This is a genomic window from Halomonas sp. AOP7-E1-9 (genome assembly GCF_052376035.1).
GTDB classification, from domain to species: Bacteria; Pseudomonadota; Gammaproteobacteria; order Pseudomonadales; family Halomonadaceae; genus Vreelandella; species Vreelandella citrativorans.
The window spans coordinates 176,180-193,348 of the sequence record NZ_JBQSVC010000001.1; the positions used below are offsets into that span (position 1 = coordinate 176,180).

Annotated in this window: 14 protein-coding genes; 4 read left to right on the top strand and 10 right to left on the bottom strand. The window is 55.6% G+C overall.

Going from position 1 to position 17,169, the window contains the following annotated elements:
* Positions 1-2 precede the first annotated feature (2 nt).
* On the bottom strand, positions 3-1,343 hold the full coding sequence (gene pmbA, locus ACT3R4_RS00865; RefSeq protein ID WP_193053812.1) for a metalloprotease PmbA: 1,341 nt from the start codon (positions 1,341-1,343) through the stop codon (positions 3-5).
* A 96-nt stretch (positions 1,344-1,439) separates the two neighbouring features.
* Here pmbA and yjgA point away from each other — a divergent pair, with 96 nt between their 5' ends.
* Positions 1,440-1,961 (top strand): ribosome biogenesis factor YjgA, encoded by a 522-nt coding sequence (gene yjgA / locus ACT3R4_RS00870; RefSeq protein ID WP_192526324.1) that lies wholly within the window; start codon positions 1,440-1,442, stop codon positions 1,959-1,961.
* Between the two features lie 3 nt (positions 1,962-1,964).
* Here yjgA and tldD read toward each other — a convergent pair whose 3' ends face one another.
* From tldD to ACT3R4_RS00905, 7 genes are all read right to left on the bottom strand, one after another.
* Complete coding sequence (gene tldD / locus ACT3R4_RS00875) at positions 1,965-3,419, bottom strand: metalloprotease TldD (protein ID WP_441677032.1); 1,455 nt, start codon at positions 3,417-3,419, stop codon at positions 1,965-1,967.
* Positions 3,416-7,282: a YhdP family phospholipid transporter gene (locus ACT3R4_RS00880; protein WP_441677031.1), complete on the bottom strand. Its 3,867-nt coding sequence runs from the start codon at positions 7,280-7,282 to the stop codon at positions 3,416-3,418. The genes tldD and ACT3R4_RS00880 overlap by 4 nt, the downstream gene beginning before the upstream one ends.
* A 4-nt stretch (positions 7,283-7,286) precedes the next feature.
* Positions 7,287-8,750: a ribonuclease G gene (rng, locus tag ACT3R4_RS00885; RefSeq protein WP_441677030.1), complete on the bottom strand. Its 1,464-nt coding sequence runs from the start codon at positions 8,748-8,750 to the stop codon at positions 7,287-7,289.
* Between the two features lie 74 nt (positions 8,751-8,824).
* Entirely contained in the window at positions 8,825-9,427 is a 603-nt protein-coding gene (locus ACT3R4_RS00890) for a Maf family protein (protein ID WP_441677029.1), read from the bottom strand.
* Between the two features lie 2 nt (positions 9,428-9,429).
* Positions 9,430-9,918: a rod shape-determining protein MreD gene (gene mreD, locus ACT3R4_RS00895; protein ID WP_441677028.1), complete on the bottom strand. Its 489-nt coding sequence runs from the start codon at positions 9,916-9,918 to the stop codon at positions 9,430-9,432.
* Positions 9,918-10,859, bottom strand: a complete 942-nt coding sequence (gene mreC, locus ACT3R4_RS00900) for a rod shape-determining protein MreC (protein WP_441677027.1) — start codon at positions 10,857-10,859, stop codon at positions 9,918-9,920. Before mreC ends, mreD begins: the two co-directional genes overlap by 1 nt.
* A 24-nt stretch (positions 10,860-10,883) precedes the next feature.
* Positions 10,884-11,921 carry a rod shape-determining protein gene (locus ACT3R4_RS00905; RefSeq protein ID WP_441677026.1) on the bottom strand — a complete coding sequence of 346 codons (1,038 nt, stop codon included), beginning with the start codon at positions 11,919-11,921 and terminating at the stop codon, positions 10,884-10,886.
* A gap of 234 nt (positions 11,922-12,155) precedes the next feature.
* Between ACT3R4_RS00905 and gatC the strand changes: the two genes are divergently transcribed.
* From gatC to gatB, 3 genes are all read left to right on the top strand, one after another.
* Entirely contained in the window at positions 12,156-12,443 is a 288-nt protein-coding gene (gatC, locus tag ACT3R4_RS00910; RefSeq protein ID WP_087109458.1) for an Asp-tRNA(Asn)/Glu-tRNA(Gln) amidotransferase subunit GatC, read from the top strand.
* 88 nt (positions 12,444-12,531) lie between these two features.
* Positions 12,532-13,992 carry an Asp-tRNA(Asn)/Glu-tRNA(Gln) amidotransferase subunit GatA gene (gene gatA, locus ACT3R4_RS00915; protein ID WP_441677025.1) on the top strand — a complete coding sequence of 487 codons (1,461 nt, stop codon included), beginning with the start codon at positions 12,532-12,534 and terminating at the stop codon, positions 13,990-13,992.
* Positions 13,992-15,446 carry an Asp-tRNA(Asn)/Glu-tRNA(Gln) amidotransferase subunit GatB gene (gatB, locus tag ACT3R4_RS00920; RefSeq protein WP_172116296.1) on the top strand — a complete coding sequence of 485 codons (1,455 nt, stop codon included), beginning with the start codon at positions 13,992-13,994 and terminating at the stop codon, positions 15,444-15,446. The genes gatA and gatB overlap by 1 nt, the downstream gene beginning before the upstream one ends.
* Before the next feature lie 88 nt (positions 15,447-15,534).
* Here gatB and sixA read toward each other — a convergent pair whose 3' ends face one another.
* Positions 15,535-16,017: a phosphohistidine phosphatase SixA gene (sixA, locus tag ACT3R4_RS00925; protein WP_441677024.1), complete on the bottom strand. Its 483-nt coding sequence runs from the start codon at positions 16,015-16,017 to the stop codon at positions 15,535-15,537.
* Positions 16,010-17,077, bottom strand: coding sequence for an NAD(P)H-dependent glycerol-3-phosphate dehydrogenase (locus tag ACT3R4_RS00930; RefSeq protein ID WP_441677023.1), 1,068 nt, complete (start codon positions 17,075-17,077; stop codon positions 16,010-16,012). The genes sixA and ACT3R4_RS00930 overlap by 8 nt, the downstream gene beginning before the upstream one ends.
* Positions 17,078-17,169 lie beyond the last annotated feature (92 nt).

Genomic DNA, 17,169 nt, shown 5'->3' on the forward strand with positions numbered 1-17,169 from the left:
TTTTAGCTACCGGCGACGGTCATCGCATCCACTAACCAGCTGCCCGTATGAATGCTGCCGCGCGTATCGATATCACTTCCGATACCGACAAGGCCTGAGAACATACGCTCAAGGTTTCCAGCGATGGTAAATTCTTCAACCGGATACTGGATTTCTCCATTCTCGACCCAGAAGCCCGCCGCACCACGCGAGTAATCCCCGGTTACGCCGTTCACGCCTTGGCCCATTAGTTCGGTAACCCAAATGCCTCGACCCATCGTTTTAAGCAGCGCATCACGCGTCTGCAAGGGTGCGTCTAAACGCACGTTGCGGGCACCGCCAGCATTCCCCGTGGTTTGCATGCCCAAGCGACGGGCACTGTAGGACGAAAGCATATAGCTTGCGATACGCCCCTGTTCGATAAAGCGGTTATTACGTGTCTGTACACCTTCTCCATCAAACGGCGTACTGGCGGTCGCTCCTATTTCCATAGGGCGCTCTTCCAGACTAAACCACTCAGGAAATAACGGCGTGCCCAAACGGTCACACAAGAAAGAGGATTGGCGATACAGCGCACCACCCGCCAACGCGCCCAATAAATGCCCAACCAGACCACTAGACAGCGAAGGATCAAACAGAATGGGAAAGGTGCCGGTTGGCGGCCGCTTGGCACCTAACCGGCGCAGCGTACGGGCCGCGGCCTCGCGCCCTACTTCACTCGGGTCGCGCAAATGCTGTGGATTACGCGCAGAGGTATAGTCATAGTCCCGCTGCATACCGCCCTCATCCTGAGCAATGAGCATGCATGAAAGGGAGTGACTACTGCCTTTTTGGGTACCTAAAAAACCATGGCTGTTAGCATAAACCCGTACGCCCTCACCGCTTGAAAGCGACGCGCCTTCTGACTGACTAATACCCTCAACGTCACGACCCGCCTGCTCGCAGGCAAGCGCAAGGTCGATTGCTTGCTCAGTTGTCAGCGCCCACGGGTAATGAACCTTAAGGTCCGGCAATTCGGTCGCCATCTGATCGGCATCCGCCAAGCCAGCCACCGGGTCTTCACCGGTATAACGCGCAATGGCTAATGCTTTCTCAACCGTTGCTTGAATCGAGGCACTGCTGGCGTCACTCGACGATGCACTTCCTTTGCGCTTGCCGACGTAAAGCGTGACGGCAATGCCCTGGTCTCGTGAAAGCTCAACCGTCTCCACATCGCCCAAGCGCACGCTAACGCCCACGCCCTGATCAACGCTTGCGCCCACTTCCGCCGCATCGGCTCCCAGGCGCTTGGCCAAGGTCAACGCCTCTTCTGCACGCGCGGTTAACAGTGCCTGCTGCGAGGATGCATCAAATGCCTGTGCCATATAGCCTCCTTTTTCGTACGAATCTCATCGCCGAATCAATGTTCTTGTCGCAGCCTGATATAATGCTGCCAACGAATCTTGTCTGTGAGCCTTACTATGCCGAAGAAACGCCCCGAGCCCCTTGATACTCAAGAACCCGAAGAGCGCCCCAGCAAGTCGCAGCTCAAACGCGAAATGCATGCACTCCAAGCGCTCGGCGAAACCTTAATCGCCATGAAACCTGCTGAGCGTGCCCGCTTTCCTCTCTCCGACGACATGCTGCGCGCTATCGAAGAGACCTCTCGTATTCGCTCCCACGAAGGGCGCCGCCGTCATATGCAGTATGTCGGCAAGCTGGTTCGCAAAGAGGACCTGACCGCGATTCAAGGTGTCTTTGACTCAATTGAGCAGGAAAAAGAGCAGCGCGACCATGCCTTTCATCGTCTTGAAAAGTGGCGGGACCGGCTTATTGGAGAAGGCGATCCTGCCGTTGACCAGTTTATGGCAGACTATCCCAACGCGGATCGCCAAGCGCTACGTCAGTTAGTGCGCAACGCTCAGCGTGAGCGCGATCAGGACAAACCACCCGCCAGCTCGCGTAAGCTGTTCAAACTTCTCCGCGACACGCTGGCGCTTTAACACTTACGAGGACTGCGTACCGCCAACGGTTAGCTCATCCAGTTTTAGTGTGGGCTGACCCACCCCAACCGGTACGCCTTGACCCTCTTTGCCACACACGCCAATTCCTGTATCCAGCGCCATATCGTGGCCAATCATGGAGACACACCCCATCGCCTCCGGCCCATTACCAATCAGCGTGGCGCCCTTAACGGGAACCGTAATGCGCCCATCCTCAATCAGGTAGGCTTCGCTGGCGGAGAATACAAATTTGCCCGAGGTGATATCCACTTGGCCGCCACCGAAGCTAACGGCATAAATACCTTTTGTGACGCTTTTGATAATATCCTCGGGTGCATCCTGGCCTGCCAGCATGACCGTATTGGTCATGCGCGGCATGGGTAAATGCGCAAACGACTCGCGGCGAGCATTACCGGTTGGCGCCATGTTCATTAATCGGGCATTCAGCTTGTCCTGCATATAGCCAGTAAGAATGCCGTCTTCGATCAACGGCGTGTTTTGCCCGGGCGTGCCCTCGTCATCGACACTTAACGAGCCGCGACCATCAGCAATCGTGGCATCATCGACCACCGTCACACCCTTGGCAGCGACGCGTTGCCCCATACGACCCGAGAATGCCGAACTGCCTTTACGGTTGAAATCACCTTCCAGCCCATGGCCGACGGCTTCGTGCAGCAAAATACCCGGCCAGCCAGAAGCCAGTACCACCGGCATTTGTCCGGCTGGCGCATCGACCGCCTCAAGATTGACGAGCGCTTGGCGTACGGCCTCTTTTGCGTATCGCTCGGCAACACCTTCATTACGCAGGCGAGCCATGGAGTAGCGTCCGCCACCGCCTGCACTGCCGCGCTCTCTGCGGCCATTTTTCACGGCAATTACGCTAACGTTAAAGCGCACCAGCGGGCGAATATCCGCGGCCAAAGTGCCATCACTGGCACGCACCAGAACTACTTCGTAAGTGCCTGAAAGCGAGGCGCTTACCTGAGAAACGCTAGGGTCTGCCGCGCGCGCGATGCGATCGGCTTCTTTTAGCATGGCGACCTTCTCTTCAGCAGTCAGCCCCGCTAAAGGATCAACACCAGCGTAAAAAGGGGCCACTGAAACCGGCTTAACGGCCTGCCCAGGCAAGCGCTTGCCACTACGCACAATGCCTGAGGCCGTGCGCCCGGTATCGATCAGCGCATCCGCACTAATCTGATTGGAGTAGGCAAAGCCGGTTTTTTCTCCGGCCAGGGAGCGGACGCCCACACCGCCATCAATGTTGTAGCTTGCCTCTTTTACCTCACCATCTTCCAACACCCAGCCCTCTGTCCAGGTGCGCTGAAAGTAGAGATCGGCGTAATCCACACCCGCGCCCATGGCGTACTCAAGGCCTTTATCAAGCCCATCAAGGTCCAAGCCACCCGGCGTAAGAAGAATGGAAACGGCGGAGTCTATATCGCTCTTAAATGCGGTCATTCGGAGCCTTCTAAAGTAACCTGCGGCGAAGTCCAGGGGCCTCGCGCGCGATAATGAATGGTCGTCGCTCGATCCAGAGCGCTGCCAAAAAGCTGATCAGCAATAAATAGTGCGCCACCTACAACAGGAGCGCCCACCGCAAGGGCGGCAATGGGCAGTGTTTGCGTCACCGGCATCACAACGCCAAGGCGCAAATCAAGCTCTCGATGAAGCAAGTTAACATTACCGGTTAGGGTTAAGTTGGCGGCAGGTGCTTTAATTTGCAATGGCTCGCTCAACGAAAGCTGGCCATTTTCGACATCTGCCGTGCCGTCAACGCGATCAAAAGCGGTGCCCGTGCCGGTGACGTCAGAAAAATCCAACCGCAATCGACGCAATATATTATCGAAATTCAGCAGGCCAACGAGACGCACCGGTGCAGAGTCCAGATGCATAAAGCGCCCATCCTGCACGTCGATGCCTATGTCGCCCTGCGCCTGATTTAACGAGAACTGCCATGGTGCGCCCGCCCAGCCAAGATTGGCGGTTGCGGTAGTACGTCGGCTGCGTAAGGCAACGGGTTGATCCATGCGCTCAAGAGCGGTACCTACATCGCCGCCTTCGATGGAAATATTGGCCTGGGTTCGACTGGTCGAGGCATCGCCCTCCCAATAGAGTTCACCACGAGCAGAAAGTTGCCCAAGCGTTAACCCAACCGGCATTAGCGAAAACCGGCCTGGTTCAGTGTACCAATAGGCGGATAAAGGCCCGAAACGGCTTTCCCCCATGCTCATTTCCGCCAACCGAAGTCGCCCATCGGGTAGCTCAGCCAGCCACTCAGGAATAGCCGCAGGCACTGTGCGCTGCGTCTCCACTTCACCGAGCCAAGAATCCGGCGAGGTCGTTTCTGACTCACTGCTCGTATCTGCCAAATTAGTCAGCCTATCCAGTGCTAACTGGCTAATGGTGATATCCAGAGGGTGCTGAGCTGCTTGCTGATAGCGAAGATGCCCCGTCACCAAGTCGCTCTCAAGCGCTGCGGTAACTGTGCCATTCTGTACACTGCCGATTAATGCCGCACCACCAACGCATGCTTGCTGATAGACAAGGCAAGCGGTATCCAGGGAAAACTCCAACGGCGGATGCTGACCGGATAGTTGAGCGGTTAGATCACCGCTCACACCCTGGTCGCCTCGAAACAGTGGAGCGACGGCTTGTTGCCACGCCATTGGGTCAATGCGAGGAAGGTTTGCCTGTAAGCGAAAGCCTGACTGCATCGGCCACTCGGGTGCGCTTACCTCTGCATCCGCCACATGCAGGTTGCCTGACACGTCACCTAACCGATCCTTTAAGCGTAAATGCGCGATATCGGCCAAGCGACCCTCCACCCGACCACTGTCGAAATCAGCATTAAGCGTCCAGGGCCAAGGCTCGCCTGCAGCCTTGGCAAAAGGTTCAGGCAGATCAAGACGCACCCCTTCAAGCTGGCTTTCTAGAGATAGCGCAGGGCCTGGCTCAAGCGTTACGCGCCCTTGCCACTGCATCGTTCCATCAAGCAGCTGCTTGCCTTGCTCGGCAGGTATATCCACCAATGAGAAAAGTGACGCCACCGGCGTTTGCCCCCGCAAGCGGATACCGTCTCGCTGGGTATGCATGTCAGCACTAATATCGCCGCCCAATAGCTGTCCATCGACACTGCCTATTAGCGCCATGCTGTCACCGTACTGCTGCCAGGTTAACTGGCCCTTTACCGCCTGAAGCGCCTCGCCCACGGGGGCGTAAGCGACACGGGTGAGCGCAGGGACTGCATTGACTTCCAGCTGGAAATTATCTGGCGCTTCCAGAGGTAGTGATATGGCTAAATCAGCCTCTACCTCGCCTTCAGCCTGAAGGTCGTTGAGAATATTCATATCGACATCAGGTATCGATGTTAAAAATGCGATCAGGGCGGAGCCATCGCCATGCAGGTTACCCGACACATTGAGTATCTCATCTTGCATGGTCAGCTCGCCTTGTGAAGCGGTTAGACCGCGACTCTGGGCATGCTCAACCCGCGCTTCAAGCACCTGATTTTGCCACGTTAAACGCCCTTCAACATCCTCCAGGCGAGGCCAGCCGGGGGCAATAGGCAAATGCCCTTCGGTTATCTTAAGTGCCAGCGTTGCGGATATATCATCAGCGCTAATGTCGCTCTCGATAGGCAGGCTCAGTTTGAGCGAACCATTGGGCACCTTGCCGCCAATATCATCTAACAGCCAGTCACGCAGTTCCTCATCGAATACATGTAAGGGCAGCCATTGACCCAGAGGGCGCTCAAGCGCATCGACATTGGCAAAATCGATATCCAGTCCGAACCGACCTGTCTCCTCTGCAACCACTAACCCAAACCCACCGCTTATCTGGGCATCGTCCCAATCCACGTTAATTTGACGGCCGCTGACCATCGTATTAGGTCCATCGTAGACCCACTCTACGATGCCCTCAGCCTGCTGAAGCTGCATGGGTTCGGTGAACAAGTCGGGGAAATAGAGCGAACTGTCACCGGCACTATTAAACGTCACCCGGCCACGGGAGTCCCGAGCTTGAACCCAGGCATCCATGGGGCCGCCACCTGGCGCGCCTTCCCAAGGCGATACTTCGACATTGGTTAACGCCGCATCGACCTCCCAGCTACCCTCCTTCTGGCCCAAGCTCAGCCCTTGCACCCGCCCCCTCGGAGCCAGCGTTTCCAGTACACGCGTCACGGATTCGGGTAACAATACGTAGTCTCGCCAAGCAGTGAGCGAAGCCAGCTCAAAAGCACTGGTACGCAGCGCCCACTGGCCTGGCCGATGAGACAGGTACCAGTGATGCGGAAGTGCCGGGCCCTCTATCGCCTCGCCAGGTTCAGCCCAATCAACACTCTCTGCGTTACCGCTTAACCATGCTTCACCGCCCTCTCCTTCGCGCTGCCACTCACCCTGTGCTTGTATGTTTCTTAACACGGCGAACTGAATATCCTGGCGTAGCACTAGCTGAGGGATATCGATGGCAAGGCGCACCTCCTGAAGCCTGCCTTCATACCAGCGGCCCCACACGCGTGCATCGCCTCCGGCCTGCTCCAGGTTCGGCATATGTTCTGGCCGAAACAGCTCAACCAGCGTCAGCAGCTGATCAAACTGGGCCTCCAGCTTCAACGTGGCAGAGAAATCGTTCAGACCATCTCGGCCCGGCTGCATTTCCGCTAGTAGTTGTACGGCGGGTATCGGTGGCGTTTCGCTGCGCTCCGAATAAAGAACGTCGACCGTGCCCTGAAGTTTTGCCCCTTGCTGATTGCCGGCTAACAACAGCGCAGGAGCTTCGAGAATGACTTGCTCTTGCTTGCCGTGTAGCACAACACGTGTGTCATCAATCCAGATTTGCTGGCGCAATACCCATTCCGTCCAGGCATCAATGGTTGGTAGGTCAACATCCGGCTCTGGCGCTATATGCAACGGCAGCTTGGCAGGGTCGGGCCATTGCCAAACGTCGTTCACTCCTTGATAAAGGTGAAATTCGGTTTGATGTAATCTGATATCGCTAAAGATAGGCAAGAGATTACGTAGCGATGCGCCAATATCCAGGCGCAGCTCGGCTTGGCGCAGTGAAAAAAGCGGCTGACCGCTCGGCGTTTCGACCCCAAAGCCTTCAAGCTCCACAATCAGCTCACTACGCGCCATTGAAAATGAGAGATTCTCAATCGTTACCGGCACACCAATCTGAGCTTCCAAAAAAGCTTCAACATGCGGCGTCAAAGTATCTGCCTGACTGACCATGAGCCGGAAAAGCAGCGCTATTACCGCAATGCCGCCCAGTCCCCAGGCAAGTAGAAGTAAACTCCAACGCGTCAGCGAGCGGATCGTCATGGCATCACATCAACACAATGTCGTACTGCTCTTGTGAGTAGTGTTGCTCCACCTGAAAGCGAATCGTTTTATTAATAAACGTTTCCAGGTCTGCCACTGCCGCCGACTCCTCATCCAGCAGCCTATCAACGACGGACTGGGAAGCGAGCACGGTATACGTTTCAGGGCTATAGGCGCGTTCTTCACGCAGAATCTCGCGGAAGATCTCGTAACACACCGTTTCGGGGGTTCTGAGCGTGCCGCGTCCGCTACAGGTAGGACATGCATCGCACAACGTTTGCTCAAGGCTCTCACGCGTACGCTTGCGCGTCAGTTGCACAAGCCCTAACTCGGTAACACCGGTGCATTTGGTCTTGGCATGATCACGCTCCAGCGCTTTTTCAAGCACACGAATAACCTGGCGCTGATGCTCTACCTCCACCATATCAATAAAATCGATGATGATAATACCGCCCAGATTGCGTAACCGAAGCTGGCGGGCAATGGCCGTTGCGGCCTCAAGGTTGGTCTTGAAAATGGTCTCTTCGAGGTTGCGATGCCCAACGTACCCCCCCGTATTGACATCAATTGTCGTCATCGCCTCGGTCGGGTCAATGACCAGATATCCGCCTGACTTCAGTTGCACCTTGCGGCCCAGCGCCTTCTGAATCTCATCTTCTACACTATAGAGATCAAAAATGGGCCGCTCGCCTGGGTAGTACTCAATTCTATCCACGGCATAGGGCATAAACTCTTCGGCAAATTCGACCAGTTTGACAAAATTTTCCCGAGAATCGATACGCACTTTCTCGATATCATCACGCATCACATCGCGCAAGGTACGCATAAATAGCGGCAAGTCGTCATAAATGACGTTGGACGGCGCCGCGCTAATTTTGCGCTCGGCAACCTTACGCCAGATACGCAGCAAAAAGTGCATATCGCCCGCCAGTTCCTCATCGCCGACGCCTTCAGCGGCCGTGCGTACGATAAAGCCGCCAGTCACTTCCAATGTTTGCTCAGTAATGCTGCTATCCAGCAGGGCCTTCAGGCGCTCGCGTTCACGCTCATCTTCAATGCGCTGCGAAACTCCATGATGAGGAGAGTCGGGCATATACACCAGATAGCGAGAGGGAATAGAGAGGTGCGTGGTAAGACGCGCCCCTTTCGTACCAATGGGGTCCTTGGTTACCTGTACAACCAGCGCTTGCCCCTCGTGCAATAACTGCCCAATGGTTTGCTGCTCATCAACGGGCGTGCCGGAGGGCATAACTTCATGGGCATGGATAAACGCCGCGCGCTCAAGGCCAATATCGACAAAGGCAGCCTGCATGCCAGGCAATACGCGAACCACTTTGCCTTTGTAGATATTACCTACAATGCCACGTCGTCGTGAGCGCTCTATAAGCGCCTCTTGCAAAACGCCATTTTCAACGAGCGCAACCCGTGTTTCCATGGGCGTTAAATTGATGAGGACTTCACCGCTCATGCAAAATTCCTTCTCGGTTCACGTATATCACACCCGTTACAGGGGGCATGAGACGACGAATAAGTGTGCGAGTATTAATGCCCCATCCAAATAGGCACTCCCTGCTGGCCAAGCAACTGCGCCGTTTCATAAAGCGGCAAACCCACAACGGCAGAGTGGCTACCCTTGATTTCTTCGACAAAAATGGCGGCCAAGCCTTGTATGGCATATCCGCCCGCCTTGTCCGCTGGCTCACCCGTTAACCAGTAATCGCTAATTTCCTGAGCGGTGACCTGTCGCATCTTGACGTCCGTCGTTACGCAGCAACACAGCACCCCCTTGGGCCCTGTAACAGCCACCGCCGTCAGCACCTGATGTGTCCGATTCGACAACTGCCTCAGCATAGCGGCGGCATCGTCTGCATTAACCGGCTTGCCCAGAATAGTACCGTCTACCACTACGGCGGTATCCGACCCAAGCACCGGTAACAGCGTCTTCGGCGCAGTTGCCAAGGCCTTGGCAACCGCAAGACGCTGTACATAAGCCGCTGCTGACTCTCCCGGCTTTGGCGTTTCATCTACATCGCTGGGTATAACACTCACCGTCACCCCAATAGACGCCAGCAGGTCTCGCCGCCTGGGTGAAGCAGACGCCAAACAAAGCATGGGCGATGATGTAGTAGCCAGCGTTGACTGCATGCCTAAGCCCCCAGTAAGCGTCTTTCCAGTGCCTTAAACATGGTAGCTAACCATGGCCATAAAAAGGCACTGATTAACGCCGACATCAGGAAAGAGAGGTGTATTGAGAACTCCCCGGTTAAGGTACGTAACCACTGTTCGACTAACTGCACCAGACCAAGCAGCACCAGCACCAGCAGCGACTGTTGAACCAGTGAATACGCTCGAAAGCGCGGATACACCAGGGCGCATAGAAACGCTAATAACGACAATATCAGCGCATGTTGGCCAAGCGCCGTTCCCTCTATCAGGTCAAGCAGCAGCCCAAGTACAAAGCCATGGAAAACACCGACTCGGTCAGGTGATCGCATACACCAGTAAATCAGCATCAGCCCGATCCATTCAGGCCGATAAACTTGCCACCCCTCGGCCAGTGGCATGACTTGCAAACACAGCGCCAGAATCAAGCTAAACCACACCACTACCAAAGGTACAACAGGTGCGCGCGCCATTAGCGAACCTCCTGAGGATCAGCAGGTACCGTTGGCGCAAGGCGCTGGGCTGCATGTATCGCGCTGGCTGAGATATCCATGGAGTCATCCCAAATTGAATCTTCGATGTCTTCGCGCGGCGGTGGGAAAAGCAGCAAGAAATGACGAGCACGCTGCAACTGGGCAGTAGGTTCAGCCGTTACATGCGCAAATGGCTGGCCGGGGTCATGATAAACGTTGGTAACGCGCGCAACGGGGTATCCCGGCGGAAAACGACCGGCAATCCCTGAGGTGGTGAGCAAATCGCCTTCCCGAATATCCGCCGTGTCTGGCACGTGTAATACATTGACGCTGCCATAGCGACCAGCCCCCTGGACAATAAAGCGCAATCCGTTACGGTTAATCTGAACAGGCAGTGCATGGCTTGCATCTGCCAGCAACAGCACACGACTAGAGTACGCTGAAACGGCTGTCACTTGGCCTACCAGCCCCGACGCATCAATCACAGGTTGCCCAACATACGCCCCGTTACGATGCCCACGATCAACCACCATTTGATGGCTAAACGGGTCATTATCCAGGGAAAGCAGCTCTGCACTGATATAAGGAATTTGACGCCGTTCTGCAGCGTTTAATAGATGACGAAGCTCGGTATTTTCAGCCGTCAGGTTGGCCATGCGCTGCCCACGATGAGACAGCGTCAGAATTTGTTCGCGCAGTCGGCGGTTTTCATCCACCAATGCCTGCTGATCAGACAGCGCGAGCGCGCCCCAATTCAATAGATCGCTAGGCACGCTAACAATCCATTGAACAGGCGCAACAACCATCGTCATTTGGGCGCGCACGCCTTCCATGCGTGTAAATCGGTGGTCGGCAAACATCAAGGCGCTTGCCGCCAGCACGCAGAAAAACAGCCGGTAGCCCGGCAGCGACCCGTGTGAAAATAGCGGTTTAATAGGCAATCCCCCGCGATAAACCGCTAAAAATTAGTCGCTTGAGAGCAGCTCAAACGTGTGCTGATCGATCATTTCAAGCGCTTTACCGCCGCCTCTTGCCACACAGGTAAGTGGGTCTTCGGCAACGATGACCGGCAATCCCGTCTCTTCAGCAATCAGCTGATCGAGGTCGCGCAGCAACGCGCCACCGCCTGTTAACACCAAACCGCGCTCCGCAATATCAGAAGCAAGCTCTGGAGGCGACTGCTCAAGTGCGCTTTTAACAGCGGCGACAATCGAGCCAAGCGTTTCCTGCAGCGCTTCCAGAATCTCGTGCGAGTTCAACGTGAAACTGCGCGGTATACCTTCCGCTAAATTACGCCCACGGACGTCGATTTCACGCAGCTCACCACCGGGGTAGGCGCAACCAATCTCTTCCTTGATTCGCTCAGCCGTGGCTTCACCAATCAAGCTGCCATAGTGGCGGCGCACGTACGCGGTGATCGCCTCATCAAAACGGTCACCGCCTACGCGGATCGATTCTGAATACACCACGCCATTAAGCGAAATAATGGCAATTTCGGTGGTACCACCACCAATATCTACCACCATCGAACCTTGTGCTTCCTCAACTGGCAGCCCAGCGCCAATCGCAGCAGCCATTGGCTCTTCGATCAGGAACACTTCACGGGCGCCAGCCCCTTCAGCCGATTCACGGATCGCTCGCCGTTCAACCTGCGTTGACATGCACGGTACGCATACCAGTACGCGCGGGCTAGGCGTCAGGAAGGTGCTTTGGTGCACTTTACGAATAAAGTGCTGAAGCATCTGCTCGGTGACCGTAAAGTCGGCGATGACGCCGTCTTTCATGGGCCGGATGGCGGTAATATTGCCAGGCGTACGCCCCAGCATACGCTTTGCGTCGGCACCTACCGATGCCACGCTACGCATACTGCCAGACTGGCGAATGGCGACAACGGACGGCTCATCGAGCACGATGCCACGACCGCGAACATAAATCAGTGTGTTGGCCGTACCCAGATCGATCGACAGATCGCTGGAAAACAGCCCCCTCAAACGTTTGAACATGGATGTTGTTACCTAGTGCAGACCGGGAACCCTGTGCGGATGCAAACGGTATCACCGCAACCCCTTGGCAGCAAGCACGAGTCGCGCTGAACACTGCCCGCGGAGGTCAAAATGTGCTACCTTTTGCGGCTATTTTCCACGTCTGCTACACAAGACGTTTTTTTCGATGACTGATTGTATACCGTATAACGCGGAATATGTTCCATCTCACGTTTTAGCGAGGAATTTTCGATCATGGCGCTTGAAGAATCTCATGTGCGCCGGGCTGCACATCTGGCCCGACTCGCCGTCAGCGATGACCAGGCTATTGGCTTTGTAGACGATCTAAGCCGCATTTTGGACATGGTCGACCAATTACAAAGCATTGATACAGAGGGAGTTTCTCCGCTTTCACACCCATTGGACGCCACCCAGCGCCTGCGTGCGGACGAAGTAACCGAAACCAACCAGCGCGACACCTTTCAGCGTTGTGCTCCGGCAGTGGAAAACGGCCTATATCTGGTCCCCCGTGTCGTTGAGTAAGAAAGCCGTGTTTTTAAGGCTGTTTTAACGACAGTTTTAATGACGGTTTCCACACTTTTCATACGTTCTCGAACGGAGCTTTCGGGTCATGCTTGATAAAACGTTAACGCAACTCGCTGCCGCCTTAAAAAGTGGTGAGTTTTCCAGCCGCGAGTTAACCTCGCACTATTTACAAAAAATTGAAAAAGCTGATAGCAAGATCAACAGCTTTATTACCGTGACCGCTGAACAGGCGCTTAATCAGGCCGAAGCGGCCGATAAAGCACGCGCAGCGGGTAATGCCGGGCTGCTTACCGGCATTCCTTTGGCGTTAAAAGATATTTTTTGTACACGCGATGTAAAAACCAGCTGTGGCTCCAAAATGCTGGATAACTTCATCGCGCCGTATGATGCCACCGTCGTAGAGAAGCTTAATGCGGCCGGCACCATCAGCCTGGGTAAAACCAATATGGATGAGTTCGCCATGGGCTCCTCCAATGAGAATAGCTACTACGGTGCGGTTAAAAACCCTTGGGATTCAACCGCTGTTCCCGGCGGCAGTTCCGGCGGAAGCGCTGCTGCAGTCGCTGCCGGCCTTGTGCCTGCGGCCATGGGTACCGATACCGGCGGCTCTATTCGCCAGCCGGCGGCTTTTTGCGGCATTACGGGGTTGAAGCCCACTTACGGGCGCGTTTCGCGCTACGGCATCATTGCCTACGCATCCAGCCTGGACCAGGCAGGCCCCATGGCCCGCTCGGCTTCCGACTGCGCGCATTTGATGAACGTGATTGCGGGTCACGACGTACGCGACTCCACCAGCGTCGCCCGCGGTGTGCCTGACTATACCGAAACCCTCAATGCACCGCTTTCAGGCCTAAAAATCGGCCTACCGAAAGAGTATTTTGGTGACGGACTAGACCCCGAGGTCGAAAAAGCCGTGCGTGACGCGGTAAGCGTGTATGAGTCGCTGGGTGCGACGGTACGCGAAGTGAGCCTTCCGCATACTCACTATGCGATTCCGGCCTACTACGTCATCGCCCCTGCGGAAGCTTCCTCCAACCTGTCGCGCTATGACGGCGTGCGCTTTGGATACCGCTGCAATGAGCCGGTCGATTTAGTCGATCTTTACATGCGCAGCCGTGCCGAAGGCTTCGGTGAAGAGGTCAAACGACGCATTCTGATTGGTACGCATACTCTTTCTGAAGGCTTTTTTGACGCCTACTACACCAAAGCGCAGAAAGTTCGCCGCTTGATTCGCCAGGACTTTTTAGACGCGTTTGAAGATGTTGACGTCTTGATGGGGCCGGCCTCGCCGACTCCGGCCTTTGACCTGGGTGCCAAAAAGGATCCGGTCTCGATGTATCTGCAGGACATTTATACGATTGCCGTAAACCTGGCGGGCATCCCCGGCATCAGCGTACCCGCAGGCTTTGCCGACGGCCGCCCAGTAGGCTTACAGATTCTGGGTACGCACTTTGCTGAAGCGCAGCTTTTAAATGTGGCGCACCAGTATCAGCAAGCGACCGACTGGCACCTTCAACTTCCTGCTATTGCCGAGGAGCACGCCTAATGCAATGGGAAACCGTAATTGGGCTGGAAGTCCATGTTCAGCTCGCTACTCGCTCCAAAATTTTCTCTGGTGCTTCTACCGCGTTTGGCGCCGAGCCAAACACTCAGGCGTGCGCAGTTGATTTGGGCCTTCCAGGAACGCTGCCTGTGCTCAACGAGCAGGCCGTGGCCATGGCCGTTCAGTTTGGTCTAGCGGTCCATGCGGATATTGCTGAAGTATCGGTATTTGATCGCAAAAACTACTTCTACGCGGACCTACCCAAAGGCTATCAAACCAGCCAGATGTATCAGCCCATAGTGGGTCCTGGGGACGTGGAAATTACCCTGGATGACGATACTACCAAGCGTATTCGCATTCACCATGCGCACCTGGAAGAAGACGCTGGAAAGTCGCTACACGAAGACTTTTTAGGCATGACCGGCATCGATTTAAACCGTGCAGGCACCCCGCTGCTAGAGATCGTTTCCGAGCCGGATATGCGCAGCGCCAAAGAAGCCGCCGCGTATCTTAAGGCGATTCACTCCATCGTTACGTACCTGGGCATTTCCGACGGCAATATGGCCGAAGGCTCAATGCGCTGCGATGTGAACGTGTCTGTGCGCCCGAAAGGCCAGGAAGCCTTTGGCACCCGGGCAGAGATCAAAAACGTTAACTCGTTCCGCTTTGTCGAGCGGGCGATTGCGTTTGAAGTAGAGCGCCAGATTGAGCTCATCGAAGACGGCGGCACCGTTGTTCAAGAGACACGCCTGTTTGATCCTGAGCGCGATGAAACCCGCAGCATGCGGACCAAAGAGGAAGCCAACGACTACCGCTACTTCCCCTGCCCCGACCTACTGCCTGTCGTACTTGATAACGCTTACCTGGACCACTTACGCAGCCAGCTGCCTGAACTGCCCGCCGACAAGCGTGAACGCTTCAAGAGTGAGCTAGGCCTTTCTGCTTATGACGCCGCGGTGCTGTCTGCCAGCCGTGAAATGGCCGAGTTCTTTGAGGAGGTTCACCAAGGTTGCGGTGATGCCAAGCAGGCCGCAAACTGGGTACAGGGCGAGCTTTCCGGGGCGCTTAACCGTGAGAACCTCGCCATCAACAGTAGCCCGATATCGGCGCGCCAGCTGGGCGAGTTACTTAGCCGAGTGATTGACGATACGATCAACGGCAAAGCTGCCAAGCAGGTCTTCCAGGCGCTCTGGAATGGCCAGGGCGAAAGTGCCGACGCCATCATCGAAGCCAAAGGGCTTAAACAGGTCACTGATACCGGCGCGATTGAAGCCATGATCGACCAGGTGATTTCTGAAAGCCCGGCTCAGGTCGCGCAGTATCGCGACGCAGAACCTGAAAAACGCGGCAAGATGATTGGCTACTTTGTGGGTCAGGTAATGAAAGCCTCGCGCGGCACGGCTAACCCCCAGCAGGTTAACGGCGTGTTAAAAGAGAAGCTCGACGCGCTGCTGTAAGCATCAACGTTTGGCTCGTACAGCAACGCGAACGGCGGCCCAGGGGCCGCCGTTTTTATTACCTTTTTATTACCTTAAAACGGTCCTTTCAAACCAACTGACCTGGCGACATATAACGCGCTAACTGAGCGCAGCCTGCTGCCCATACGTCTGCCTCTAACTCCGCAATGCCCGCGGTGTCGAACCCCAGCCCCTGGCCCGGCCTGCCCTCCACCAGCAGTTCCGTCAAATTACCCACCAGCGGCATATGGCTGACCAGCATTATAGGCGCGCTGTCTGGTTGTGTTAACAACCAATCGCTTACCTTGGCCGGGTCATCCTCTGGGGTTATAAAGTCCAGCGTGCTTAGCGAACAGCCTAATGCCTCAGCGACCATACGTGCCGTTTGTTGCGCACGCGCATAGGGGCTTGCATAAAGAGCCGGTACGAAAAGCTCCCCTTTTGCCAAGCGTGCAGCCAGCCATTGCGCCATCATCGCGGCTTCGCGCTCCCCCTGCGGGGTGAGCAGCCGTTTGCTATCCGGAAAGCCGGGCGCTGCTTCTCCGTGGCGCATAATGAATAAGCTACTCATGCCAGCCTCGATTATCCAAATGGGCCTGCTGAACTGCCTCACGAGGCAGAATAAATTCTACATCACTGCTCTGCTCGCCCATCATCAGCGTACGCGCCATCTCCTGGGCAGGCACACCGCCGAAGAGAACATGGGAGAGGCCTTCGGCAAGCGGCATATATACGCCCATTTCCTGCGCCTTGGCACACACCAGTTTAACCGTATTGACGCCTTCAGCCACTTGGCCAAGCGCAGAAACAGCCTCTTCAAGGCTGCGCCCCTCGCCCATGGCATACCCCACGCGATAATTACGCGACAGGTTCGACGAGCAGGTCACAATCAAGTCGCCCACCCCGGCAAGGCCAAGGAATGTCATGGGGTTGGCCCCCTGGGCCACGGCAAAGCGGCTCATTTCAGCCAGCGCCCGAGTCATTAGCATACTGCGGGTATTTTCCCCCATACCCAACGCAGCGGCCATGCCCGCCGCAATGGCATAAATATTCTTAAGTGCACCGCCCAACTCCACCCCGTGGCGATCATTGCTGGCATAAACACGAAAGTAGCGACAGCCCAATGCTTGCTGTACACGGGTGCGCGTTAGCGCATCGGCACTGGCAATCACTGTCGCCGTTAGCTGCTTATCGGCTATTTCTGAGGCAAGGTTGGGGCCTGCGATGACGCCAATATGGGAAAAGCCGGTTTCATCCGCTAACACCTGACTCATCAGCAGAAAGCTATCCGGTTCAATACCTTTGGTGGTACTGACCAGAATTTGGCTGGCCTTTAGCCAAGGTTTCGCGGCCTGAACCACACTTCGAAACGCCTTTGAGGGAATGGCGATAAGCACAAGCTCGGCATCGTCCAGCACCGTGTGCAGGTCCGTTGAAGCTTGAACGGCAGGATTCATTGCATAGTGCGGCAAGTAGCGACCGTTACGGTGCTCTTGATTAATTTGTGCGACCAGCGCTTCGTCTCGCATCCATTGACGCACATGGGCACCGTTATCCGCCGCGATGCTGGCAAGCGCCGTACCGAAACTGCCACCTCCCAGCACCGCGACCTTGATTTGCTGCTCAGCCATAAGGATGTCCTGAAAAAATCACGCGAAAAGTAACAGCTACTTTATCAAAACAAACGGCCCGCTTGGGAATCCAAACGGGCCGTGAAAGGTAG